Source organism: Thalassospira lucentensis MCCC 1A00383 = DSM 14000 (assembly GCF_000421265.1).
Taxonomy (GTDB): Bacteria; Pseudomonadota; Alphaproteobacteria; order Rhodospirillales; family Thalassospiraceae; genus Thalassospira; species Thalassospira lucentensis.
Window position 1 is genome coordinate 713,941 of the sequence record NZ_ATWN01000001.1, and the last position, 25,583, is coordinate 739,523.

Sequence of the window (25,583 nt, forward strand, 5' to 3'; positions counted from 1 at the left end):
AGTCCCATCATCAGGCGTAAACGCCATCATCGCGTTTGCCTGCCCGCATCGTAATCGGACCATGTGACGATCCCTTGAGCATCTGGGTCAGATGGTCGTTGTGCGCGTCATCAATGGTGCCGGTCGGGCCAGACCAATAGACCTTGCCATTATGCATCATCATCAGGTTCTGATACCGGTGGCGCGCGATCTGCATGTCATTGGTGATTGAGATAACAGTGGTGCCGCGTTGCTCGGCTATTTTGGTAATCATCAATTCGATATGATTGGACAGAACCGGGTCAAGGCCCGCTGTCGGGTTATCAAGCAGCAACAAAGCCGGATCCGATGAAATGGCGCGCGCGATGCCCACACGTTTTTGCATGCCACCAGACAGGTCGCTGGGTGACAGGGTGGCACTTTCTTCGGCAAGGCCAACATGCCCCAGAAGATCAATCGCGTGCGCCTTTGCTTGACTACGGTTCATGGTGCCAAGCTCAATCTGGCGAAAACAAATGTTTTCCCAAACCGTCAGGCTGTCAAACAGGGCATTTTGCTGAAACAGCATGCCGATTTTTGATGCCCATTCCGGGCGTTTGTCCGCATTCGGTTTGCTGACATCATCGCCATCAAGAATGATGGAACCGCGATCGGCGCCGTAAATACCCACCAAGCATTTCATCAGAACGCTTTTACCTGCCGCCGACGGGCCAATAATCGCAAGCGTTTCACCCTTTGCCAGGCGCAGATCAACACCGTCCAACGCGACCGTGGTGCCAAACTGTTTGGTAAGGCCGTCGACCGTGATGAAAGAAGGCGTGATCGGTGCTGTTGATGCTGGCTGTGTCATATGACTTCCGGGTTTTGCGTCGGCTTTGAAAGCGGCTTGGCCGCGGATGGAGGCGAGTTTCGGCAATTGGCGGGCAGGGGGCAAGTGAGAAATTCACAAAAAACAAAGCGGCCCCGTCCGGGGCCGCTTTGCAGATGTGTTTTGGGTCTTGATAAACCGCTTAATGCGACAGGATCTGGCTGAGGAACAGCTTGGTCCGGTCGCTTTTGGGGTTATCAAAGAATTCGTGCGGTCCAGCCATTTCAATGATCTGACCTTCATCCATAAAGATCACGCGGTCGGCGACCTCTTTGGCAAAGCCCATTTCATGGGTTACACACAGCATGGTCATGCCTTCTTTGGCCAGTTCGACCATCACGTCGAGCACTTCCTTGACCATTTCCGGGTCAAGGGCGGACGTCGGCTCATCAAACAGCATGATTTTCGGCTGCATGCAGAGCGAACGGGCAATCGCCACACGCTGCTGCTGGCCACCCGAAAGCTGACCGGGGAATTTATGGGCCTGTTCGGCAATGCGAACACGTTCAAGATAATGCATCGCTAGTTCATTGGCTTCTTTCTTGGGCATCTTGCGAACCCAGATCGGTGCCAACGTCAGGTTTTCCAACACGGTCATATGCGGGAAAAGGTTGAAGTGCTGGAACACCATGCAAACATCCCGGCGCACAGCTTCGATGTTTTTAACATCGTCGCCCAGCAGGATGTCATTCACGGTGATTTCGCCTTGCTGATAGACTTCAAGACGGTTCAGCGTGCGGATCAGCGTTGATTTGCCCGAACCCGAAGGTCCGCAAATAACGATACGCTCACCTTTACGAACAGACAGGTCAATATCCTTGAGAACATGGAAATTGCCGTACCATTTGTTCATTTTGGTGACGGTGATGACGTCCTCCGAAGAAGGAGGAGGGACAGCACCGGTTTTTGTTTCAGTTGCTACAGTCATTGTTTTTTCCTCAACGCCTTACCTGCGTTCGCCTTTGCGAAGTTCTTTTTCAAGATAGGCGGAATATTTCGCCATCGAGAAACAGATCAGGAAGAATATTGCCGCGGCGAAGGTGTAACCTTCGACGTAATACTTGGTCCAGGCCGGGTCGCTGCGCAGTGCCAGCTTTACCGTGCCAAGGAAATCAAACAGGCCGATGATGACGACCAGGGTGGTGTCCTTGAACATGGAAATAAAGCTGTTCACGGTTGGCGGTATAACCAGACGCAAAGCTTGCGGCAGAATGATCAGTCGCATGGACTGCCAGTATGAAAGTGCAAGGCTTTCACCTGCTTCAAACTGACCACGTGGTACCGCCTGCAAACCACCACGGAATACCTCAGCAAGGTAGGCCGCAGTAAACAGGATGATACCGATCTGTGCACGCAGCAACTTGTCGATGGTTACCCCATCAGGCAAGAAGAGCGGGAACATCACCGATGCCATGAACAAAACCGTAATCAGCGGCACGCCACGAATGACTTCGATATAGACGACCGACAGGGTTCTCAGCGCGGGCATGTTTGACTGACGCCCAAGGGCGAGCAACAGGCCAAACGGGAACGCAAAGACGATACCAATCGACGACAGGATCAGGGTCAGCGGAAGACCACCCCAATAGCTGTTCTGGACATAGGTAAGACCCAGAACACCGCCCCACATCAAAATGGCAATGATCGGAACGCCAATCACCCACATTGGGATGATCCATTTACGAACATTTGGGTATTTAACACCGCCAAGGCTGGCACAAATGATCCCCATCAGCAAGATCATGGCAAGCAATGGACGCCATTGTTCATCATACGGGTAGGTGCCAAACAGGATCAGCCGCAGGTTCGCATTGACAAACCCCCAGCATGCACCTGTTGCCTCGGCACAGCCTTCAATCGTCGGGGTAAGGGTCGCATTGATGATCCCCCACTCGATGATCGGCGGTATCAGCCAAAGCAGGAAGGCAACGGAACCAAGTGTCAGGATGGTGTTGAACCAGCCATCAAACAGGTTCTTCTTTGACCATGTTACAGAACGTTCAACAAAGGTGCCGACCGGCAGGGGAGGTAATTTTGCATTTTCTGACATATTACCTCTCCACCAAAGCCATCTTATTGTTGAACCAGTTCATAAAGAGCGAGGTCAACAAAGACAAACCAAGATAGACCGACATGAAGATCGAGATGGCCTCAATCGCCTGACCTGTCTGGTTCATGGTCGTGTTGGAAACGGAAACCAGATCAGGATACCCGACGGCAACAGCTAATGAACTGTTTTTGGTCAGGTTAAGATACTGGTTGGTCAAAGGTGGGATGGCAACGCGCATCGACTGCGGCAAGATCACCTTGCGAAGTGCTACAGAACGTTTGATGCCAAGGCTGTCTGCAGCTTCCCACTGCCCCGACGACACCGCTTGAATCCCCGAACGCACGACTTCTGCAACATAAGTCGACGTATAAACCGTCAAGCCGATCAGAACCGCCATGAATTCCGGTGAGATGTTATATCCACCCTGAATGTTAAAGCCCTTGAGGGCTGGCGTGCTGAGCTCGGTCGGCGCACCACCGATAAGATAGGCCAGGAAGACAAGGCCGACAAAAATACCAATGCCTGTCAACAGCATCGGGAAAGGTTGGCCGGTCGCATCCTGCCGTTTTGTTGCCCATTTCTTGATGAAGTAAATGGCCACAAACGCGATGATGGCGGCAATACCCATAAGCGTATAGGCGTTATCAGCCAGCGGAACAGGCAAATACATGCCGCGCGATGTCAGCAAGACGCCCGGCAGCGGTTCCAGTGCATCACGTGGATGCGGGAAGGCGGCAGGTATAAGCGCATACCAGAAGAAAAGTTGAAGCAAAACCGGGATGTTACGGAATGTCTCGACATAAACAGTTGCCAGTTTGCGAACGATCCAGTTCGACGACAAGCGGGCAATGCCAAAGATGATACCAATAATCGTGCAAAGGACGATGCCAAGCACCGAAACTTTCACGGTATTGAGAAGACCGACAATCAGTGCCGACGCATAGTCGCTTTTGGCACTGTAATCGATCATGGTCTCACTGATCTCGAAGGATGCTTCAAGATCGAGGAACCCGTAACCGGTAGAGATGTTCTGTTTTTCAAGATTGTGCAGGGTGTTGGACACCAGATACCAGCCAGCCAGAATAACAAGGCCGATTGCGATAATCTGATACAAAACCGCACGTACATTCTCGTCGTTCAAATAGTCGACGAGGCTCTTGGAACGAACATCCCCCGGGGCATTTTGAGGCTTACTCATATGACCCTCAGGTGTAGATTGTATCCAATGAATGGGCACCTAACGAAAAGCTCCGCCCATGCGTCAAGGCAGTGGGGCGGAGCTTCGTAGGTTTAGTTAGCCGTTGCTAAGCGAATTAGCGAACTGGCCAAGCATACTGCAGGCCACCATCGGTCCACAGAGCGTTCAGACCACGCTCAAGGCCCAATTTCGCGGTAACGTTTTTCTCATAGCTTTCGCCATAGTTACCAACCTGTTTGATGATGTTGTATGCCCAAGCTTCATCAAGACCAAGAGCTTCACCCATCCCTGGTGATACGCCCAGCAGACGCTGGACACCCGGGTTGGTGCTGTTTGCTTTCATGTCGTCAACATTTTCCATGGTGACGCCATATTCTTCGGCTTCGATCATGGCAATCAGTGCCCAACGTGCAACGTCCGACCACTGTTCGTCACCTTGGGCAACAACCGGGCCAAGCGGCTCTTTGGAAATGATTTCCGGCAGAATGGCATAGTCATCGGGGTTTTCAGCCATCTGGGTACGGATCGAAGCAAGGCCCGAAGCATCCGTGGTGTAAACATCGCAACGGCCTGAGAAGAAGGCTGCAGTTGCTTCGTTGATGTTTTCGATCACGACCGGCTCAAAGCTCATGCCTTTTGCGCGGAAGTAATCAGCAAGGTTCAGCTCGGTGGTAGTACCCGGCTCAACACAGACGGTTGCACCGTCAAGCTCGGTCGCGCTAACGCCAAGAGCTTTCGGGATCAGGAAGCCCTGACCGTCATAGTAGTTGATGCCGACAAAGGTCAGGCCAAGTTTCGCATCACGGGTCGTGGTTGCAGTGGTGTTACGCGACAGGATGTCGATTTCACCAGACTGCAGCGCCGTGAAACGCTGTGCTGCGGTCAGCGGGGTGTACTGCACACTGTTGGCATCGCCAAGTAACGCTGCTGCGATACCACGGCAAACATCAACGTCGATGCCTTCCCACTTGCCTTCAGCGTTGGCAGCAGAGAAACCCGGAAGACCGGTGTTCACGCCACACTGAACGAAACCTTTTGCCTTAATACCGTCCAGTACAGCACCGGCTTGTGCGTTCTGTGCGGCGATGGCTGCAACAGTCATTGCGCCAGCGGCCAGGATCGTTTGAATTTTCATAAGAAAGAGCTCCCTTATTAGCAAAGCATTGTTTTTAGCTTTTGTGCCACCCTGAATATGCGTCTCGGCATATCCATCAGTCCAAAACTTAATCGGACAGCCAAAATAAGAAATTTTAGGCCGCCATGTGTCAAGTATGAAAAGTTTTCAGCCTGCACCCATGCTGTCAAATAAGCAGTAAAATCAGCTGTTTTTGACCACTGGCGATGCTTTAAGTAGGGGCGGTTGATGCGTGTAAATTAGTAGAAAGTTGTGTTTTTTCAATCGCTTGATGAATTCATTCATTGAATGTTCGCTAAAGCAGGAAAATGCACGAACTTTTTTTCGTAATGTTAACGGCAGTGATTAAAAATATGCCACATCAGGTTCATGATTAAAAAATAAACACTGTTGCGGCGCGGAATCGGAATGCGTGACCGTTCTTTACAATCTTTCTCGGATAGCGGGCGCGTCCGCAGACCAAAAGAAACCCCCGCCGGTTAGGGCGGGGGGAAAAATTCAGCTTTTCAGTTCACCAAGATTGGAAAATAATTCCAGTGCCGTCGGGTTTGCTAGGGCTTCCTGATTTTTAACCGGTCTGCCATGAACCACATCGCGCACGGCAAGCTCGGTTATCTTGCCTGACTTGGTGCGCGGAATGTCTGCTACGGCAATGACCTTGGCGGGGACATGACGGGGCGTGCAATTGGCCCGTATCTGCTTCTTGATCTTGTCGATAAGTGCGGTATCCAACACGTTGTTTTCGCGCAGCACAACGAACAGGATCACCCGAACGTCATTATCCCATTCCTGACCAATGACAATCGATTCCTGAATTTCAGGCAGCATTTCCACCTGTCGGTAAATTTCGGCGGTGCCAATTCGAACGCCACCTGGGTTCAGGGTCGCGTCGGATCTGCCGTAAATCACCATGCCGCCCTCATCATCAAGTTCGACATAATCGCCGTGACACCAGATGTTCTCGAATTTATCGAAATAGGCGCTGTGATATCGCGATCCATCCGGATCATTCCAGAAACCAACCGGCATCGATGGGAAGGGTTTGGTGCAGACCAATTCGCCTTTTTCATTGCGAACCGGTTGGCCGTCATCATCAAAAACATCGACAGCAACGCCAAGGGCACGTGTTTGAATAACCCCGCGCTTAACCGGCAGAACAGGCGAGGCCAGCACAAAGCAGCCAAGGATGTCTGTACCGCCTGAAATCGACGCCAGATGAATGTCATTTTTAATGTCGCGATAGACATAATCAAAGCTTTCCGGCGCCAATGGCGATCCGGTTGACGTCATCGCACGTACACTTGACAGGTCATGGGTTTCACGCGGTTTAAGGTCGGCCTTGGCCAGTGCGTCAATATATTTGGCAGACGTCCCAAACAGCGTCATGCGTTCCGCGTCGGCATAGTTAAACAGGATGTTGCCGTTTGGATAGAACGGGGAGCCGTCATACAGCAGCAAGGTCGCGCCGGCTGCCAAGCCCGCCATCAGCCAGTTCCACATCATCCAGCCACATGTGGTGAAATAAAACACACGATCACCGGGCGCTACATCACAGTGCAGAACATGTTCTGATACCTGTTTCAAAAGCGTGCCGCCGGTTCCATGCACAATGCATTTCGGTTTGCCGGTCGTGCCTGACGAAAACATCACATACAGCGGATGGTTGAATGCGACCTGTTCGAAAACGATCGTCTCAGTGCGAAATGGCGCAACGAAATCATCATAGGAAATCCCGCCGCGGATCCCGGTGGTGTTGGTGCCATCAAATGCATAAGGAACAATGACAACCTTCTTGAGGCTATCGATACGATCCACAACATCGCGAACCTTTTCGCGGATGTCATGCTGCTTGCCATTATAATGGTAGCCATCCACCGTGATCATAATCGCCGGTTCGATTTGCCCAAACCGGTCAACCACACCCTGTACGCCAAAGTCAGGGGAGGCCGATGACCATGTTGCGCCAATGGTCGCGGTTGCTAGCATCGCAACAACGGTTTCGCTCATGTTGGGCATGTAGCCACACACACGGTCACCTTTGACAACGCCCTCGGCGCGCAAAGCTTGCGAGAATTTTGAAACCGCGATGTTAAGCTCAGCCCAGGACATGCGCGATTTGACTTTATCTTCGCCCCAAAACACCAGCGCATCGCTGTCGTCATCACGCACCAGCAGGTTTTCAGCAAAATTCAGCCGCGCATCGGGGAAAAACTGTGCGCCGGGCATCTTGTTGCCATCAATCAGGATGCGCTCGCCCCAGCTTTCTGCCTTAAGTCCTGTATATTCAATAATGGCAGGCCAGAATGCTTCGATGTCATCAACCGACCAATCATATAGGGCTGTGAAGCTCTGCAGGTTGAGCCCATGCTTGTCATTCACCCAGCGGCGGAAGCGGGTGACATTCGCATTTTCGATACGGTCTTTCGCAGGTTGCCAAAGCAAGTCGCTCATGATGTGTCCTCTGTTTCCTGCCAATGTCTGGTTTTCGGCGCAGCGCATCGTTCGTCTGGCGCTAAATTGGTATCTCGTTACCGCTTTTTTACGGCTAAAAATATTGCACTTCAAGAACAGTGACAAGGAAGTCAATAATTGGTAATACCAATTGTCGAGTATTTTCTAAAGTTATCTATTATGTTTCTCTTCTTAGTGTTCTGTTTTTAAATGTATATGAGATGTATTTTTATGATTGAAAATAGTTTAGCGATTGCGGTCTATTATCTGAGGGGATGATAATAATATAACCGAAATGGGTGCATTTTTGTTTTTTCATGATTCGCCGCTGCGCCGGTTTCTGGGCAAATACGCAAAATTTCTTGCGCTTGATACAGGGAGTACTAGGTTGGCGGGGCACCGAGCAAAAAGGGAGAAATGTCTTGGCTGGGATTGATGAAAGTCGCGCGTTTGTATCGATTAATATTGCCGTCCTGACAGTTAGCGACACCCGCACCCAATCCAATGATACATCTGGCGATATTCTTGCCGAACGTATCGTGCAGAAGGGGCATTGTGTCATTGATCGCAAAATCCTGCCCGATGATCAGGACGGTCTGGTGGCGCAACTCGACGCCTGGTGCGACGCGCCTGATGTTGATGTGATCATCACAACCGGGGGGACCGGTGTGACCGGCCGTGACGTGACGGTCGAAGCCCATCGCCGGCTGTATGAAAAGGAAATCCCCGGGTTTGGCGAATTGTTCCGTTGGCTTTCGTTTAAAACAATCGGGACCTCAACCGTTCAATCGCGCGCAACTGCAGGCGTGTGCCGCGGGACGTATATGTTTGCGCTGCCCGGTTCAACCGGCGCCTGTAAGGATGCGTGGGATGATATTTTGCAGTATCAACTCGATATCCGTCACCGCCCATGCAATTTCGTTGAATTGATGCCGCGCCTGACCGAAGTTTAAGCCGTCGTCCGTCCCAGTGTTGCGACCCCCGTCAGGGTGTTGCATCCCTCCGATCCAAACAGGAAGCCCCATGGAATTCATTACCGACCCGTTCTTTTATGCTGTTGGTATTCCCGCAGTTCTGATTGCAGGCGTATCAAAAAGCGGCTTTGGCGGCGGGTTGGGGGTCATGGCCGTTCCCTTGATGGCGCTTGCGGTATCGCCACAGGCCGCCGCGGCCATCATGTTGCCGATCCTGTGCATGATGGATCTCGCCAATGTCTGGGCCTACCGGAAACGCTGGGATCGTCGCAACATGATCATCCTCGTGCCTGCCGCCCTGGTTGGCATTCTGATCGGGACCTTAACGTTTAGCTACCTGAGCATTGCGGCGGTAAAACTGATCATTGCCGCAATCGCGATCATCTTTACGCTTGATCACTGGCTGCGCGGCAAGAATGCCGGCGACACGCCCAAGCCCGCGACATGGGGCAAGGGCACGGTGCTTGGCGGGTTGGCTGGTTTTACCAGCTTTGTCGCCCATGCTGGTGGGCCGCCCGTGTCGATGTTTTTGCTGCCGCAACGCATGGATAAATCAATCTTTGTCGGAACGACGGTAATGTTCTTTATCGTTGTGAACTACGTCAAGCTGATCCCATACTGGTTCCTTGGGCAGTTTGATGCATCAAACCTTGGTACGGCGGTTTTATTGATCCCGGTTGCGCTGTTTGGCACATGGCTTGGTCTTTGGGCACATGACAAGGTCAATGTCGTGGTGTTCTACCGGGTTTGCTACGGCCTGCTTTTTGTGACCGGGCTTAAGCTTTTGTGGGATGGGATAACGCACTTCATTTCGGTTGGCGCGGTTTAAGCAAGGCACCCGATCCGGACGTCTTCGATCGTCCTTGGTCTATACCGGTTTTCAAAGAGAAAATGAACACTTCTGCGGTTTGGATCGTTCACCTATCCATACGTCGCATATGGTGCTGATCTGACAGCGAATATATCGGTTGTTTACGGTTGGTGATAACTGCATTAAGAGTTTTTCTGCTGATAAAATAACCAGAAAAAATGGCTGATTAAAATAAACACAAGCCAAAAGCTGGAGGAGACGGGTGTGCATCGAGGAGCTTGGTTTAAATGCCAGAAAGAATTCTGCAGGTGGCGACGGACATGTCCGGGCAGGCCAATGAAAAAATAACTGAAATCAAGGCCGTTACGCGCGCAACAGCGGACGCTGGCACTGAACGCCTTGATCGAGGCGGCCCGGGCCGGTGATGTTGGTCGCGGCTTTGGGGTTGTCGCCAATGAGGTCAAGGATATCTCGCAGCGCGTCACCATAATTACCGAAGAGCTTGAGAAAATGTTTCTCGATCTCGCCTTTGATCTTGAACGTACAGCGCAAACCGCGCGCGGGGATCGGTTTGCTGATCTTGCGCGTTATGCGGTCGAACTGATGGATCGCAATCTGTACGAACGATCCTGTGATGTGCGTTGGTGGGCGACGGATGCGGCCGTGGTCGATGTTTGTGAGCATGCGCATGATGATGCGATTGCGGCGCGCGCGTCTGAACGACTGGGCGTGATCCTTGATTCCTATACCGTCTATCTTGATCTTTGGGTTGCCGACCGTGATGGCAATATCATCGCCAACGGACGCCCGAATGAGTATCGCCTCAAAGGTGTAAATATCGCAGATCAGAAATGGTTTCAGGATGCGTTGCGTTGTCGCGACGGCGGGCAATATGCGGTTGCCGACGTGGCGCGCAACAGTCAACTCCGCGATGCCGCAACTCCGACCTATGCGACGGCTGTGCGCAAGTATGGTGCGGCACATGGCGAGGTTATTGGTGTTATGGGGGTATTTTTTGATTGGGAAAGTCAGGCACCCATGATCGTAAAATCATTGAATTTCAATGATGAAGAACGTGAACGTACCCGGGTCTTGTTGATTGATGTCCATAATCGGATCTTGGCCGCCTCCGATGATAAGGGCGTTCTCACGGAGAAATTTGACCTTAAGGTCGATGATCCGGCAATCGGATCATACCTTCTTGAGGACAAATCCCTTGTCGCCTATGCGCTGACCCCCGGCTATGAAACTTATCAGGGGCTTGGTTGGCGCGGTGTTATTGTGCAGGCACCAAAAGCAGTGAAATAGCATTCAGCGCACTTTATATGCGACGTTTTATAACAGGCTCCCTTGTTTGGGGGCCTGTTTTTTGTATGTCCTGGTCCTGCACTAGGAACCACCTGAAATGGTTCATGCTTGTCTAATGCCCGCAAAGGCGATAGCGATATAAGCAGATTATCGATAAATTGTTTTTGATGCGAATGGCGGAGAGCTTCGATTGGCGCTGATTTTGGCAAAGCTTGCAGTTTCGATTGGCGTGGTGCTGGGCCTGTCGATGCTGGCGGAACGTGCTGGGCCACGTGTGGCCGGTGTCTTGGCCGGATATCCGTTGGGAACGGCGATCCTGCTGTATTTCATCGGGATCGAGCAGGGGATCGATTTTGCCAGTAAAAGTGCGGTCTATGCCTTTCCCGGTCTGATCGCGACCTTATCGTTTCTGTATGCGTATTTCTTGGCGTCGCGCCGCTGCACGCAGTTTCCTGTCTTGCCGCAAATCTTGCTGTGCTCGCTATGCGCCTTTGCCGCTTTTCTTGGGGTGTCCTGGCTGTTCCAACTGACCGAAATGTCCTTGATGCAGGCAGCGATCATTCTGCTGGTGGCGATGTTTGTTGCCCTTATCCTGTTTCGAAAAATCGAAAATGAAAGCATCCTGAACCGTGTGCGCCTGACAAAAAGCGTTGTGTTGTTGCGCGCTGCTCTGGCGTCACTGATTGTTTTGATCATTAGTGGCCTTGCCGCATGGATCGGCCCGCGGTGGTCGGGGTTACTGTCGGGGTTCCCGGTAACGCTGTATCCGATCATGCTGATCTTGCATTTCACCTATGGCACGGGGCCGGTTCATACCCTGATCCGTAACTTCCCGCGCGGCATGGGGGCTTTGTGGGTGTATATCCTGACCGTGTCGCTGGGCTATCCTGTTCTGGGGCTTGAGCTTGGGACGCTGGCGGCGTTTGGCATCGCAACTGTTTATCTGGTCAGTTATTCCACTTTCGTCTGGATGCGACGAAAGTCCGTGCAAGCATCGGGCTGATTTCATACCATCACGACCTAAAAGTAAAATAAGGGCCCGTCCCGAAAGGCCACTTCAGGGAGATTACGCTGCATGCAGCAGGTACAGTCACTGGTCAGGGCATTAAGCATCCTCAACGCGCTCGCCGAGAGCGACGACGGGATGACGCTGACCGAAATTGCCGGGCAGGTTAAATTGCCCCCATCAACCGCCCATCGATTGCTGACCACGATGCAGTACGAACGCTACGTCGCCTTTGATGGCGAACGGACATTGTGGTTCGTTGGTGTGCAGGCATTCAGTGTTGGCAATTCCTTTACCAAAAACCGCAATCTGAGCCAGATCGCCCGACCCTATATGCGGGCTCTGATGGAAGACAGCGGCGAAACCGTAAATCTTGCCGTCGCCGATGGCGGCGAGGTGATTTTCCTGTCTCAGGTCGAGTGCCGCAAAATGATGCGCGCGCTCGTCACACCGGGGCGCCGGGCCTTGATGCATTGTTCTGGCGTAGGCAAGGCATTGCTGGCGTTCTTGCCAGACGAAGAACTCAGTGCGGTGATTGAAAAGCACGGCCTGCCAAAAATCACCGAACGCACACTGGTAACCACACGTGCATTGAAAAAGGATCTGGAACGGTCCCGTCAGCTCGGCTACGCGCTTGATGACGAAGAACACGCTGTTGGGTTGCGCTGTGTGGCCGGAGTTGTCCGTGACGAAACCGGCAATCCAATTGCTGCCTTGTCGCTTTCCGGGCCTGCGGCGCGCATTCCCAATGACCGTATTGAACAGTTCGGTTTAAAAGTACGGCGCGTCTGTGCCGACCTTAGCCGCGAATATGGCGGGGTTCCGGTTTAACAACTGATTGGCGGCCTGATTTAGCCCGTTTTGGGAAATGCTGGCCGTTTGGCTTAGCTGTTTTCAGACCGTTTGGTTGTTGCGAACCGGAATGTATTGCGCCCGTTTTTCTTGGCCATATACATCGCACTGTCAGCCGCCGAAATAAGCTCGTCAATGGTTTCGGCATGATCGGGATAAAGCGATATGCCAATGGACGCCGTAACAAGATAGGGCGCTTCGTCCGGGCCAAGGTCAACCGGGCTTGAGGTCAGGGCATCTTTCAGTTTGTTGGCGACAATTTCGGCATCCTCGGGGGTTTCTGACCCCGACAGGATGACGGTAAATTCGTCACCACCAATGCGCGCAACCGTATCAACATCGCGTAATTTCGCACTCAGCCGTGCGGCGACGTCCCGCAGGACTTTGTCGCCAATGATATGGCCGCGCGTGTCATTGAGCGTCTTGAACCCATCCAGATCAATATACATCAGCGCAAAGCATTCCCGTCGACGTTTGGAAAGCTTGATCGCAAATGTCAGCCGATCCATGAACAGATATCTGTTGGGAAGCGATGTCAGCGCATCGTGATTTGCCTGAAACCGGATTTGTTCTTCGGCGGTTCTGCGTTCGGTAATGTCACGGAAACTGGTCAGGCGAAGTGTCTTGCCATCAATAAGCACGTTTCGCCCATTGATCTCGCAGGGGAACTGACTGCCGTCGTGTCGTTTGGCCATCGCCTCATAGGGTTTATCATAACCCGATTGGATATTATCCGTCACGGTTGGCAATGTTTCAGATGAAATAATGTCCGCCGCACTAAGCTCCAAAAGTGCGTTGCGCCCATACCCGAACATGCGTTCCGCCGCATTGTTGGCATCAACGCATTTGCCGCTGTCATGAAGAAACAAAGCTTCATTGGAAAGATTGGCCATGGTTTCCAGACGGTTCTGGCTTTCACGGCGTAAATTGCGCTCGCGCACCAGCTCGGTAATGTCCCAGACAATACAATCAATCTGGCAATCGGACGTATAAGGCGGCAGGGACCGCATCTGAACCCGCAACCAGCGTTGTTCATGTTCCTTGTTGGTAAGCGGAAGTTCCGCCACCGTGATGTCACCCTGGGCGGAAATTGCATTTTCCCGAAGGTTTATAAGAGATGCATGGTCAAGAATGTGATCGCGAAGATCAGGACGACTGTCTGTCGCAAGATTGGCACCAATCCAGTCCAGACCCTGTTCGGAGGCAAACTCAATCAAGCCATCTTTGTCGATCCGAAAAACCAGACCGGGCAGGCGGGCAAAGAACCTTGCACGGGCGCGGGCATTGCGGCGCACGATAAGATGCAGGCCAATCATGCCAAGTCCGGTCAGTACAAAGAAAACAACGGATGAGGGGAATGCCGAAGAAACCATCAAGGTTTCAGTAGTCCCCAGTACAACATGGGCACCACCACACAGCCAAATTCCCAGCAAGCACCAGAAAATCAGCAGGGCGACAAAATATCGGTTCTCTAAAAAGGGACCGGGCATAGCGTTTGGTATATTCTTTCACCGTGATGACGGCGAAAGAATATACCTATGGTCGAGTATTACAAGTAGCTAATTGTCGTGTGTGGATAGGCTGGGGTCTGTGTTCTTACATCCCCGGGCAGGAAACGCCCGTTCCGCTAATCCCGCAATAGCCATCCGGATTCTTATCCAGATATTGCTGATGGAAGTCTTCTGCGTAATAGAAGGTCTGGCCATCGGCAATCTCGGTCGTAATCTCGGAAAGTCCGGCTTTGCCAAGAGCGGCAAGGTACTGTGTGCGCGAACTTTTCGCGGCCTCCGCCTGATCATCATTCATGGTATAGATCACCGAACGGTATTGGGATCCGATGTCGTTGCCCTGGCGCATGCCCTGGGTCGGGTTATGGTTTTCCCAAAACACCTTCAAAAGCGACGGATAGGAAATCACCGTCGGATCAAACACGACAAGAACAACTTCGGCGTGACCGGTCATGCCACTACAAACTTCGCGGTATGTCGGATTTTTGGTATAGCCACCGGCATATCCCGCGGCCGTTGTGTAAACGCCGGGAACCTTCCAGAAAAGCCGTTCGGCCCCCCAGAAGCACCCCATGCCAAACACGGCCGTTTCAAGACCATCGGGAAACGGGCCTGTCATGGGGTTTCCGGTCACAACATGCCGGTCTGCAACAGGAACTTCCTCGTCGCGCCCGGGCAGGGCCGTATCGGCTGTTGGCATTTTGGCTTTTTCAGACATAAGGCTGGAAAACATCTTCGTCACCTGATCAAATTTGGCTTTCTGTAGTGCAATGTAACCCAGAGCACGGCAATAGCAATTCCCCTGTTGGTAAAATGTCTTTGAACGTTCTTTTGGCAAGGACGAACCCGGCGCCGATACTGCGCTGTAAACCTGTCGCCCGTCATCGGGCTGGTCATCAGGGAATAGTATGGTTCAGCGCCTAAAGCATTTAAAATCAACGATTTTGATGATCGGCGGTGTCGTTTGTCTTCTCATCGGGTTTGCCTTTTTGCCCTTGCCGCCACCATTTTTCGGCATGGTTTTTCTTGCCGCCGGAATACCAATGCTTGCGGCTGGGTCAAAACGCACCAGACGCTTTATCCAGTTGATGCGATGGCGTCATTATCGCCATAACCAAAAGGTCGAATATCTGGTGTCGCGACTGCCATCTTTCTTGCGAAAACATGGACACCGTACGCGCCCGGATGTGTTGGTGCGCCTGCGCGGCAAAAACAACGCCAAGCAAGGTTAGATACGCCGTCGTTGGCAGGGGTTTGAATCCAATTGAATGTGCGGCAACGTCACACGGACAAGACAATTACGGCGTTATCCGCCGGACAAGGCAATCTACACCCTGATTTTTAAGTGCCGTACATGCCTGAGCGGCCTGATCGTTGGTTGCGTATTGCCCGGTGATCAAACGGAAAAACAATCCTTGGCCCTCAATTGCGATGGTGGAAACGTCATGTGCGGCATTGGTCAAAACACCATTTGATCGTGATTGAAAAACCGACCATGAAGATTCGGCGCGCTCACGTGTGCGATACGCCGCAAGCTGCACCGCGTAATAGGGACCCGATGGTGCAACCATTGGCTCGGTTTGTGTTGTCGGCGTGGCTTTAGCTGTCGCTGGCGCTTTGGATGCCATCGGCACTTCAATCATCGAGGTTGCGGGCGCACTGTCGGTGATTTCAAGCTCACCCTGTTCAACGGGGCGCGCATTCGTTGCAACCACGGCACCGGTATGGGTTGTTTCCTGTTGATCCCCGGCAATGGTCGGGGCCGACATTGTCGCGACGGCCATCGAACTGTCCGGTTTCGGGGCCGGTTTTGCCGTTTCTTTCAGGACAGGCACGGGGGCAACAACAGCAACAGGTGCTTTCGATGCCGCCTTCGTCGGTGCGGCAGCATTGATTGTTGCCGACGGTGTGCTTGTTACAGGGGCCGGTGCGGCTGCGGGGGTTTTGCGCTCAACAGATGTCAGGCGTGCCGTGTTTTCGCTGACATTCATTTCCATCGGCGGCGTTGGGGATGCGCGGTCTTCCGGCTCGGCAGTTACGACGCCGCCCGTTTTATAAAAGTCACGGTTCCGGTCGACCTGTGGTGGATTGGGAAGGTCAGGGCCGGGGGCAACGGTGGCGGCGGCGACCACAGTATCGATTTCAGCCGAACGGGCAAATTGCGGTTTGCTACGATCAAGGGCAACAAGGCGACGCTGTGCCAGACTGTTGATACTGCCCGAAAGGCGGATACTCTGACCGCAATCAAGATCAATCTTCAAATCCGGTGACGACGCGGTAAGCCAGACATAAAGCTTGCGCGCATTGTCGTAATGACCATCAAGGTCATAGGATATCGCTTGCAGCAGATTGTCCTGCGGACTGGCATCCAGCGAGATTGGCGGCATGTCGGTTGACGATGCGGTTTCTGTCGCTTGGTCACGCACATGATCCTGATCAAAGAACAGCCCACAGGTCGCCCGATCAAGGGCTGCGCGTTCGCCTGGCGGTGTTTCCATCGGCATGTCAGCCGATGTTGATCTGGCTTGCGGATCGCTTTCAAACCAGAAGCTGGACATATCCGATGAGCTGCAAGCCGCCAGAAGCGGCAGAAGTGCTGCGGCAGTAAACCAAACCCGTTTTCGCGATGCTTTAGAGGTGGTTGTCGCAGACCTGATTTTCACACTTCACCTGATGATCACTGTAATTGCATATGCGCACTGTTTATTGCCCTTTGCAGGGAAATACAACTGTCGCAAGCGCTTCAGATACTGTCAAGCATCCCGCAATTTCAGTGGGATAAACAATCAGGCGGAAAATGAAGGGAAATTGGCCGAACGGCATCAGATGATAGTGGGATAAAGCCGACTTTTAAATCAGCGCATCGCAATCGGAACGAGGATACCGCCCAGCAGTATCAGCACAGTGACGGCAATCACGATGTAGACGATGCCTTTGGTTGCCTGATTGGCAACTTCGCGCGATACACCCGTCGAACCCTTGGTATTTCTACGGGAGGATGATCCGCCAGATCTGCCAGGCCCGTTTGATTCAGGGGTCAGGATTTTGACGATCTGCTTTTTGTCCTTACGGGTCGCAGAATCGTATTTGTTCTCGACCACGCGGACTTCGGTGTTTTTGCTGTTTGTCAGGGCTTCTTTGGCGGAATTCACCGCCGCTGCGTAATCTGAGACCGTTTGTAGCTCCATCGGCTGTCCGGTCGTGCGCACGCACACGACCGTATAGCTTTTGCGCATGATGGTATCAGACATAACTTGATCGTTCTCCAGAGTCCCGTAAACGGCCTTTACATGGCGCTTTCAGAGAAAAATGAAAAGCTATCCTAACGAATAGGTCATCACATCTTCGCGATCAGGACTTAGGATCAGGACCTGTTCAGTTGGCGATCTTCGCCGACAGTTCCTTGTATTCATCACAAGACATACCGCAAACCTGTTCAAGTCGCGCAAGGTTTTCGCGTGCCATGTCAGGCTTTCCGGTCTGAAGGAAAAGCTCACCCTGATATTCAAGCGCCCCAACATGTTCCGGATCGATCATCAAAGCCCGCTCATAATTTTGGGCGGCACTGTCAAAGTCGCCCTGTTTACGCTGGCTGTAGGCAAGGTAGTTGAACAGGTCGGCGTTCTCAGGATCGTCTTTCAACATTTCCTTGATGGTATCGATCGCCTTGTCATACATGCCACCATCGACCAGTTCGGTAACGGCGGAAAGATCGGTGTCTCCTGAACCCCATGAAGTCGAATTGCCCATTGCCAAGGCGTTGGTTGCCGCTATCGGGCTTGCAAACATCATCGCGCACGCAACAGTCATGATTATTTTTGGGGTTTTACCACTAAGGGTCATCGTCGTACCTTTCATTGGTCGTTATAGTTTGTAAATACGTTCGATGGGACGGAACAGATTTGTGATTTATCACAACGGAAATTTTTGCATAGTCACTTGTTGGTGAAAATCATGACATTAAAAGGGCAAGTTCTTTGGGGGTAATCGAGACACTTGCACTGGGAATGGGCGGTGCCTGGGCCAGTGGAATCAATCTTTACGGCACTGTTGTCGTGCTGGGCATGATGGATAATTTCGGCCTCATAACCCTGCCGCCGGATCTTCAAATCCTGACGTCATGGTGGGTCTTGTCCTTTGCCGTTTTGTTCTACCTGATAGAGTTTGTCGCCGACAAAATCCCGTTTGTTGATAGTCTCTGGGATGCCATCCACACCTTCATCCGCATCCCGGCTGGCGCATTGTTGGCCGCTGGTGCAATGAGTGGCCTTGATGCTGGTATGGGCGAGGACGTCCAAACGGTGATTGCGTTATTGATTGGCGGCACGGTTGCGGCCGGAAGCCACTTTACCAAGGCCGGCAGCCGGGCTGCGATCAACACATCGCCCGAACCTGTGACAAACACCATTGCATCAGTAACAGAAGACGTCGCCGTGTTTGGCGCGCTCTATACAGTTGTGTTCCATCCGGTTGTGTTCTTTGTCTTGTTTGCGGTGTTTGTCTTGTTGCTGATTTGGCTGGTGCCAAAAATCTGGCGCTTTATCGGCGATGTGTTTGGCAATGCCCGTCATCCGTCCGCAGCCTACAGTCAGACACGCGCACATCAATCCGCACCAACCATGAACCAGACGGGAAAAATTGATCTGTCAGGGGCGGGCCACAATGCCCAATTGCCACCGCATGATCCAAAGTAACCGGCACATGATCTGAGTCGGCAGTTAATAAAATAGACAAAGAAAAACCCCGCAAGCAATTGGCCTGCGGGGTTTTTTGATTTTTATCTGATCAACTTGAAGGAATCAGAAATCCGCTTCGATCACGCGATCACGAATTTCAGCAGCCATCGCCTCGGCAATCTCATCAATGCCAAAGGTCTTCTGATGCTTGAACCCGATGCGGCGCACCGACGCGGTTTTCTCTTCGGCTTCGCGTTTACCAAGGGCAAGGATCATCGGGATCTTTGCGTGGCTATGTTCGCGGACCTTGTAGTTGATCTTTTCATTGCGGGTGTCGACTTCGACATTCAGCCCCTTGGCCGCAAGGGCGGCTTTGACTTCATGTGCGTAGTCATCTGCTTCGTTGGTAATCGTGCAGATCACCGCATGAACCGGTGACAGCCACAAGGGCAGGCGACCGGCATAGTTTTCAATCAGAATACCGATGAAGCGTTCCAGCGATCCCAAAATCGCACGGTGCAACATGACCGGACGGTGTTTTTCGCCGTCTTCACCCATATAGGATGCATCAAGACGTTCAGGCAGAACAAAGTCAGCCTGAAGCGTGCCACACTGCCAGTCACGACCAATCGCGTCGCGCAGAACAAATTCAAGCTTCGGCCCGTAAAACGCGCCTTCACCCGGATTAATCTCAAGCGCAAGACCAGCCTCTTCTGCCGCTTCGCGAAGGGCGGTTTCGGCCTTGTCCCAGATTTCATCGGAACCCGCACGCACTTCCGGACGGTCCGAGAATTTGACAAGAATGTCAGTAAAGCCGAAATCCTTATAAACCGATTTCAGAAGGTCGCAGAAAATCTTGGTTTCCGAAACGATCTGGTCTTCGGTGCAGAAGATATGCGCATCATCCTGAATGAACTGACGCACACGCATGATGCCATGCAGGCCGCCAGATGGCTCATTGCGGTGGCAGCAGCCAAATTCAGCCATGCGCAGCGGCAAATCGCGATAAGATTTGCTGCCCAGACGGAAAATCTGAACGTGGCATGGGCAGTTCATTGGCTTCAGCGCCAGAACCTTTTCAGGATCATCTTCATCCGGGGTGGTGGTGAACATGTTCTCGCGGAACTTTTCCCAGTGACCCGATTTTTCCCAAAGCACACGGTCCACAAGCTGCGGCGTACGAACTTCCTGATACCCGGCATCATCAAGACGATCCCGGATATAGGTTTCAACCTTGCGATAAAGCTTCAACCCCTTGTCATGCCAGAAGACAGACCCTTGGGCTTCTTCCTGCATATGGAACAGGTCCATCTCGCGGCCAAGGCGGCGGTGATCGCGCTTCTCGGCTTCTTCGAGCATATGCAGATAGGCATCAAGGTCTTCTTTGCTTTCCCAGCACGTTCCATAGATGCGCTGGAGCATCGCGTTATCCGAATTGCCACGCCAATAGGCACCGGCAACCTTCATCAGTTTGAAGGATTTACCGATTTTACCCGTGGACGGCGCATGCGGACCGCGGCAAAGATCAATGAAATCACCCTGACGGTAACAGGTAATGGTCTCGGTTTCCGGCAGGTCGCGGATGATCTCGGCTTTATAGTTCTCGCCTTTCTCAAGGAAGAACTTGATCGCCTCGCTGCGGTCCCAGACTTCACGCACGATCGGCTCGTTGCGTTCAACGATCTTGTGCATCTGCTTTTCGATCTTGACCAGATCGTCGGGCGTGAACGGGGTTTCGCGGGCGAAATCGTAATAAAAGCCGTTTTCAATCGACGGGCCAATGGTGACCTGCGTGTCGGGATAAAGCTCCTGAACGGCTTCGGCCATCACATGCGCGCAATCGTGACGGATCAGGGGCAGAACCTCTTTATGCCCTTTGGTCACGATTTCGATGGTCGCATTGGTGTCAATCTCACGCGCAAGGTCGCGCACTTCGCCGTTGACGATGATGGCAAAGGATTTCTTTGCCAGTGAAGAACTGATGCTTTTTGCGACATCGAAACCCGATACGGGACCGTCGAATTCGCGTACGGCGCCATCGGGAAGGGTCAGGGCAATCATGGTTGGCTCAACTCTGTTTTATCTGCGGGCACACAAGTGAAATGCACATTTCGAACCCGCATGTTTACGCGGGCGCAATGCACAAGAAAAGGAATTTCAGGATGAGGTCAAGTTCGCTCTTTGAAAAAAGCGACATTCGGGGCAGCACAAAACGCCGCGACACCATTGCAGCGCGCAGGAGTTACCTTAAAGATCAACTTTTTGTCGGCATGGCCGTTCATTGATGCTTTCCCGTTTCGTGATCAGCCAATATAACAGGTGAAACGCACACGGCAACATAGAAGGTACCATAGCCTGTGACCTGCAATGTCGATGACAAGTCATTGCCAGTTATGGCCTTTACCCGAATGTTCATGTCTGTGTTACAAAACCAAATAACGGCGCGTCACCACCGCCAGAAGGGAGCCCCACATGTCCAGCCCGGAAGTTCGCCGGAACATTATGTTCTTGAGCTTATGCGTCGCACTGTCGGCGAGCGCGATGTCCCTGATTTTTACGGTTGCCGCCGTCATCGGCTATTCGCTTGCCACCGATAAGTCGCTTTCGACCCTGCCGATTGCCTTCATGATGATTGCCATGATGGCCATGACCGCACCTTCGGCCATGGTGATGGCCAAATTTGGCCGTCGTTTCGGGTTCTGGATGGGCTCAGGCATCGCAATGCTGGGCGCGCTGTCTGGCATGGGGGCGGTGTATTACAGCAACTTCTGGCTTTTGTGTGTGGCTTGCGCCTGCATCGGCGCTGGCAACGCCATTGCCATGCAGTACCGGTTTGCTGCGGCTGAGGCAGCCCCGCCGGAATTTCGTGCCCGCGCCATTTCCTACACCATGCTCGGTGGGTTGGCATCCGCCTTTATCGGCCCCAATCTGGCAAGTTTTGCCCGTGACTGGTTTGAAACCGTACCGTTCCTTGGCACCTTTGTCGCGCTGATCGGATTGCAGGTCTTATTGATCATTGCCATTGGGCAATTGCGTCTTCCTGATGCGCGCGGTGTCAAACATGTCGAACCGGCCCGCGCGCTTAAAACCGTTCTGGGCCAGCCGGCAATCATCATCGCCATTTTTGCCGGTGCGCTGGGCTATGCGGTGATGAGCTTTGTTATGACCGCAACGCCACTTGCGATCCTTGATTGTGATTACGTGTTTGGTGATGCCGCCTTTATCATTCAGTGGCATGTGGTCGGGATGTATGCGCCGGGCTTCTTTACCGGCAATCTGATCAAACGCTTTGGCGCGCTTAAAGTCATTCAGACCGGGGCGATCTTGAATTTCGTCTGTCTGGCGGTTGCCTTGTCCGGTGAGGATCTGCTTGCCAACTTCTGGGTGTCATTGGTGATCCTTGGTATCGCGTGGAACTTCATGTTTGTCGGGGCCACGACCTTCCTGACGGAAAACTATCGTCCGTCCGAACAGGCCCGGGTGCAGGCAATCAACGAATTTGTCGTATTTGGCACGGTTGCCATCGGGTCGTTGTCGGCAGGCACGATCTATGCCGCATCTGGCTGGATCACCTTGCTCTATAGTGCGGCCTTGCCGGTTGGTCTGGTTTTGCTGGTGGTGTCGGTCTATGCGCTGCGCCGCCCCAGACAGATGGCTTGAACGACAATACCATCATCAAACGACAAAGGGCCGCATCAGCGGCCCTTTGTGCGTTCAGAAGGCCGATACGCCCGATCAATGATGCCCGGTCAGGATCTCAAGCGCATGGGACCGGAACTCACGGTTATACAGCACAAGTGTCACCCACGCGGCACAGACGATAAACGCCACCGGATGGTAAAACCATGCCAGAGCGGACAGTGCGAAGAAATAGGCACGAATGCCGCGATTGAAATTATGGGCCGACATCATGCTCATGCGCGCGGCCCGGGCGGCGGCGCGCGCTGCATCCGGGTCGCTTGGGTCGGGCGCGGCCCCAATCAGGATCGAACAATAGTTCGACAATCGAAACGCCCAGGTGAACTTAAAGAACGCATAGATAAAGATCACCACCAGCAGCACCACCTTGCATTCCCAAACCCCCGCCGTGGTGACCGCAGCAAAGGGCAGGGTGGCGACGGTTTCAATCGCCTTTTGCGTATAGCCAAGCAAGGCCACCAGACCGATCAGAACCAGAATGGTCGTCGATGAGAAAAAGCTGATGCCCGTAATCAGGTTACCGGCAATCGATGTATCGACCATGCGTATGTCGCGTTTGAGCATTTGCTCCATCCAGCGATGACGATTGCGCGCCATATGGGCCGAAATGGAATTGCGCCTGCGCGGGCTCGCATCGGCAAAGATCGTATAGCCAATCCACCAGGCAAACGCCCAGCAAATCGCAACAACATCAAGAACGGTAAATTCGAGCATACTTGTATCCATGCAAAAGGATGTTTGGCACGTATTGCTCTATATCCTACTGACATGTCGGCATTCTTCGCAATCTTCTTTGGCAATGGCTGGCTTGAGGGCCATATCGTCGGGATGTTCCATGTGCATAGCTGATGGTCATATTGCCGCTTCGGGTTGAGTTTTGCCGCAATTCAGAGTATCAGCAGCGCAAATTTTCATTGGAGAGTGACATGAGCGAACTCGAGAACGATCTTGGCGAAGACATTGATTTCGATGATTTCGAATCTCATACCGAAAAACTGCTGAAAGACGGACGCACCAAGGACGATCTGTTCGAGTTTGTCGGCTTTATGAACATCAACGAAGTCGGTACCCACATGATTGCCGCTGAAATGGTGCTCGACGAAGACGCCATCAACCAGATGAGCCGCGATCTGCGCAAACTGGAACTTGATCTGTCCCCACTGGGCGAATTGACCGGCGGGCTTAAGGGCGGCGAAGACGTCAAACGCGCCCTTGGTGCGCTGTTCCTTGAACTGGTTGAGCTGTGCGACCTTGACGCAGATGACGAAGACGCTGGCGAGCTGTCCGAAGAAGCCCTGCTGTTGCTCAACTTCATCAAGCGCTTCAATCCGCAGATGCGCCGTTTGACCGTGGCGCTGACCGACACCGACGATGACGATGTGTCGTGCGAATATGAAGTCACAAACTGGTAACCAATGGCTTGCCGTTACGGCGAAATATATGTAGGCAAAAGGCGGGGCTGTAACACCCCGCCTTTTTCTGTTTTGGAGCCACACGCGTGACCGCCCAAATGCCAATAGATGCGACCAAACGTTTTCAATCCTATCTTGATCGCCATGAGCGCGGTCAGGAAGCCATGCCTGATGCAGAACGCTTACGCCAATGGATTGTCGATCACGCCGATGATTTTGGCGCGGTGATGGAATGTGATCTGAAAACCTGCCCAAAAATCGTCTATGATTTTTCGAGTGAGGGCGATGTCGTGATCGGCAACACCAGTGACCCGGCCCATCAGACCGAGATCATGTGGCAGCAACTGGCAAGCGCCAATGCGCCGGTCGGCATCGGGCGTTACCGCGAAGACCGCGTGTGTTATCAGTCCGATCAATTCAAGACCGACGGCGAAGCCCGTAGCCAGCATCTCGGCATTGATCTGTTTGCCCCGGCGGGGACACCGGTCTTTGCCCCGCTGGATGGCGTGATCCACAGCTTTGCCGATAACAACCTGCATCTCGATTACGGCCCGACCATCATTTTGGAACATACCCCCGAACCCGGCATTCGGTTCTATACCCTTTATGGTCATCTAAGCCGTGATTCGCTTGACGGATTACATAAGGGCAAAGCCTTCAAAAAGGGTGATCTTGTCTGTCGGTTTGGCAATTTCCCGATCAATGGTGACTGGATTCCGCATCTGCATTTTCAGATCATCTTTGATATGCTCGGCCGCGAAGGCGATTTCTTTGGTGCGGCCAAACCGTCCGAATGGGATATCTGGACAAACATCTGCCCGAACCCGAACCTGATGTTGCAGATGCCCGAAAATGTCACCGCCAGCCGGGAAGGGGCCTAAGTCATGCAGCCCCGTTTAAAAGCAGGCCTCTGGGTGCGTGGTCAAATCGCGATTTGCCAGTCATCATCCATCATCGCCATGATCGCCCATATGGGCAACGAGGACGCCGGGGCTGTACTGGTCAAACTTAACCGCTTTGCCAACGGCTGCTTTGTTTATTCGCGCGTGACCACCCTTGATGGCGACATGGGCTGGATGCAGGTTGCGGGTGGCCCGGACGGGGGCCGCGAAACCGAGTTCGCCTGTGACGAATACTGGCGCAAACAGGTCGCCTTTGACCGCGATGTCTGGGTGCTGGAGGTCGAAGACCACAAAGCCCAATACGAACTTGATGCCCCGATTGTCGATTTCTAAGGGCCCCAATCGGTTAAAATAAAAGGCCGGCAACATTGTGCCGACCTTTATAAATGCGTCTCTGGCTGGGCGTCGCCTTAGGCGGTGCGCTGCAACAGGTGGTAACCGAAATCGGTCTCAACCACATCAGAAGTCGCACCAACGTCCATGGTGAAAGCAGCCGCATCAAATTCCGGAACCATCATACCACGGCCAAAGAAGCCAAGATCGCCACCCTGCTGACCGGACGGGCAATCGGAATTGGCTTTGGCCAGCTCTGCGAAATCACCACCGTTGGCAACCTGATCTTTAAGACCATTGATTTCAGTCAGGGCTTCTTCTTTGGTACGGGTGGCGGTCGAGCGTGCCGAACCGGCATACATCAGAAGAATGTGCGACGCGCGAACTTGTTCACTCATAATGGGTCCTTTCATCCGCCAAT

At 52.8% G+C, this 25,583-nt stretch carries 26 protein-coding genes; 12 read left to right on the forward strand and 14 right to left on the reverse strand.

Annotation, left to right across the window (positions count from 1 at the left end):
• Positions 1-10: 10 nt before the first annotated feature.
• The 6 genes from K355_RS0103385 to K355_RS0103410 form a co-directional block, all read right to left on the reverse strand.
• Entirely contained in the window at positions 11-829 is an 819-nt protein-coding gene (locus tag K355_RS0103385) for an ABC transporter ATP-binding protein (protein ID WP_022730706.1), read from the reverse strand.
• Positions 830-989: 160 nt separating this feature from the next.
• A complete protein-coding gene (locus K355_RS0103390; RefSeq protein WP_211219018.1) occupies positions 990-1,700 on the reverse strand; it encodes an amino acid ABC transporter ATP-binding protein in 711 nt (236 codons plus the stop codon).
• 93 nt (positions 1,701-1,793) lie between these two features.
• Entirely contained in the window at positions 1,794-2,897 is a 1,104-nt protein-coding gene (locus K355_RS0103395; protein ID WP_022730708.1) for an amino acid ABC transporter permease, read from the reverse strand.
• Position 2,898: 1 nt separating this feature from the next.
• Positions 2,899-4,095 (reverse strand): amino acid ABC transporter permease, encoded by a 1,197-nt coding sequence (locus tag K355_RS0103400; protein WP_022730709.1) that lies wholly within the window; start codon positions 4,093-4,095, stop codon positions 2,899-2,901.
• A 115-nt stretch (positions 4,096-4,210) separates the two neighbouring features.
• The gene (locus tag K355_RS0103405) at positions 4,211-5,230 is read right to left on the reverse strand and encodes an amino acid ABC transporter substrate-binding protein (RefSeq protein ID WP_022730710.1); all 1,020 of its coding nucleotides are present in this window, start codon (positions 5,228-5,230) and stop codon (positions 4,211-4,213) included.
• Positions 5,231-5,728: 498 nt separating this feature from the next.
• A complete protein-coding gene (locus tag K355_RS0103410; RefSeq protein WP_033368380.1) occupies positions 5,729-7,681 on the reverse strand; it encodes an acetoacetate--CoA ligase in 1,953 nt (650 codons plus the stop codon).
• Between the two features lie 422 nt (positions 7,682-8,103).
• Here K355_RS0103410 and moaB point away from each other — a divergent pair, with 422 nt between their 5' ends.
• The 6 genes from moaB (at position 8,104) to K355_RS0103435 (ending at position 12,611) form a co-directional block, all read left to right on the forward strand.
• A complete protein-coding gene (gene moaB, locus K355_RS0103415) occupies positions 8,104-8,634 on the forward strand; it encodes a molybdenum cofactor biosynthesis protein B (protein WP_022730712.1) in 531 nt (176 codons plus the stop codon).
• Positions 8,635-8,704: 70 nt separating this feature from the next.
• Complete coding sequence (locus K355_RS0103420) at positions 8,705-9,484, forward strand: sulfite exporter TauE/SafE family protein (protein WP_022730713.1); 780 nt, start codon at positions 8,705-8,707, stop codon at positions 9,482-9,484.
• Between the two features lie 269 nt (positions 9,485-9,753).
• Positions 9,754-9,891, forward strand: a complete 138-nt coding sequence (locus K355_RS26005; RefSeq protein WP_245562896.1) for a hypothetical protein — start codon at positions 9,754-9,756, stop codon at positions 9,889-9,891.
• Entirely contained in the window at positions 9,866-10,774 is a 909-nt protein-coding gene (locus tag K355_RS26155) for a cache domain-containing protein (RefSeq protein WP_281168331.1), read from the forward strand. The genes K355_RS26005 and K355_RS26155 overlap by 26 nt, the downstream gene beginning before the upstream one ends.
• A gap of 190 nt (positions 10,775-10,964) precedes the next feature.
• Positions 10,965-11,777: a hypothetical protein gene (locus tag K355_RS0103430; protein ID WP_022730714.1), complete on the forward strand. Its 813-nt coding sequence runs from the start codon at positions 10,965-10,967 to the stop codon at positions 11,775-11,777.
• 72 nt (positions 11,778-11,849) lie between these two features.
• Complete coding sequence (locus K355_RS0103435; RefSeq protein ID WP_022730715.1) at positions 11,850-12,611, forward strand: IclR family transcriptional regulator; 762 nt, start codon at positions 11,850-11,852, stop codon at positions 12,609-12,611.
• A gap of 53 nt (positions 12,612-12,664) precedes the next feature.
• On the opposite strand, the gene K355_RS24955 is transcribed toward K355_RS0103435, so the two are convergent.
• The 3 genes from K355_RS24955 to K355_RS0103455 all read right to left on the reverse strand — a co-directional run bounded on the left by K355_RS24955 (position 12,665) and on the right by K355_RS0103455 (position 16,638).
• Positions 12,665-14,005: a diguanylate cyclase gene (locus tag K355_RS24955; RefSeq protein ID WP_022730716.1), complete on the reverse strand. Its 1,341-nt coding sequence runs from the start codon at positions 14,003-14,005 to the stop codon at positions 12,665-12,667.
• A 223-nt stretch (positions 14,006-14,228) separates the two neighbouring features.
• Complete coding sequence (gene msrA / locus K355_RS0103445; protein ID WP_022730717.1) at positions 14,229-14,873, reverse strand: peptide-methionine (S)-S-oxide reductase MsrA; 645 nt, start codon at positions 14,871-14,873, stop codon at positions 14,229-14,231.
• A gap of 565 nt (positions 14,874-15,438) precedes the next feature.
• A complete protein-coding gene (locus K355_RS0103455) occupies positions 15,439-16,638 on the reverse strand; it encodes an SPOR domain-containing protein (protein ID WP_162142275.1) in 1,200 nt (399 codons plus the stop codon).
• Positions 16,639-16,642: 4 nt separating this feature from the next.
• Between K355_RS0103455 and K355_RS25660 the strand changes: the two genes are divergently transcribed.
• Positions 16,643-16,981 (forward strand): hypothetical protein, encoded by a 339-nt coding sequence (locus K355_RS25660; protein ID WP_022730720.1) that lies wholly within the window; start codon positions 16,643-16,645, stop codon positions 16,979-16,981.
• A gap of 14 nt (positions 16,982-16,995) precedes the next feature.
• On the opposite strand, the gene K355_RS0103465 is transcribed toward K355_RS25660, so the two are convergent.
• Both K355_RS0103465 and K355_RS0103470 read right to left on the reverse strand, forming a co-directional pair.
• Complete coding sequence (locus K355_RS0103465; protein ID WP_022730721.1) at positions 16,996-17,391, reverse strand: hypothetical protein; 396 nt, start codon at positions 17,389-17,391, stop codon at positions 16,996-16,998.
• A gap of 124 nt (positions 17,392-17,515) precedes the next feature.
• Positions 17,516-17,950, reverse strand: a complete 435-nt coding sequence (locus tag K355_RS0103470) for a tetratricopeptide repeat protein (protein ID WP_245562897.1) — start codon at positions 17,948-17,950, stop codon at positions 17,516-17,518.
• A gap of 167 nt (positions 17,951-18,117) precedes the next feature.
• Here K355_RS0103470 and K355_RS23015 point away from each other — a divergent pair, with 167 nt between their 5' ends.
• Complete coding sequence (locus K355_RS23015; protein ID WP_022730723.1) at positions 18,118-18,834, forward strand: DUF4126 domain-containing protein; 717 nt, start codon at positions 18,118-18,120, stop codon at positions 18,832-18,834.
• A 105-nt stretch (positions 18,835-18,939) separates the two neighbouring features.
• On the opposite strand, the gene thrS is transcribed toward K355_RS23015, so the two are convergent.
• Positions 18,940-20,877, reverse strand: coding sequence for a threonine--tRNA ligase (gene thrS / locus K355_RS0103480; protein ID WP_022730724.1), 1,938 nt, complete (start codon positions 20,875-20,877; stop codon positions 18,940-18,942).
• Positions 20,878-21,318: 441 nt separating this feature from the next.
• On the opposite strand from thrS, the gene K355_RS0103490 reads away from it, so the two are divergent.
• Positions 21,319-22,476 (forward strand): MFS transporter, encoded by a 1,158-nt coding sequence (locus K355_RS0103490; protein ID WP_281168333.1) that lies wholly within the window; start codon positions 21,319-21,321, stop codon positions 22,474-22,476.
• 75 nt (positions 22,477-22,551) lie between these two features.
• Here the strand turns inward: K355_RS0103490 and K355_RS0103495 are convergent, their stop codons facing one another.
• Positions 22,552-23,229, reverse strand: coding sequence for a DUF599 domain-containing protein (locus K355_RS0103495; RefSeq protein ID WP_022730727.1), 678 nt, complete (start codon positions 23,227-23,229; stop codon positions 22,552-22,554).
• A 212-nt stretch (positions 23,230-23,441) separates the two neighbouring features.
• Here K355_RS0103495 and K355_RS0103500 point away from each other — a divergent pair, with 212 nt between their 5' ends.
• The 3 genes from K355_RS0103500 (at position 23,442) to K355_RS0103510 (ending at position 25,162) form a co-directional block, all read left to right on the forward strand.
• Positions 23,442-23,927, forward strand: a complete 486-nt coding sequence (locus K355_RS0103500; RefSeq protein ID WP_022730728.1) for a hypothetical protein — start codon at positions 23,442-23,444, stop codon at positions 23,925-23,927.
• An 86-nt stretch (positions 23,928-24,013) separates the two neighbouring features.
• Positions 24,014-24,808: a peptidoglycan DD-metalloendopeptidase family protein gene (locus K355_RS0103505; RefSeq protein WP_022730729.1), complete on the forward strand. Its 795-nt coding sequence runs from the start codon at positions 24,014-24,016 to the stop codon at positions 24,806-24,808.
• Between the two features lie 3 nt (positions 24,809-24,811).
• Entirely contained in the window at positions 24,812-25,162 is a 351-nt protein-coding gene (locus K355_RS0103510; RefSeq protein ID WP_022730730.1) for a DUF1491 family protein, read from the forward strand.
• A gap of 77 nt (positions 25,163-25,239) precedes the next feature.
• Here the strand turns inward: K355_RS0103510 and K355_RS0103515 are convergent, their stop codons facing one another.
• A complete protein-coding gene (locus tag K355_RS0103515; RefSeq protein ID WP_022730731.1) occupies positions 25,240-25,560 on the reverse strand; it encodes a peptidylprolyl isomerase in 321 nt (106 codons plus the stop codon).
• Between the last annotated feature and the right edge of the window lie 23 nt (positions 25,561-25,583).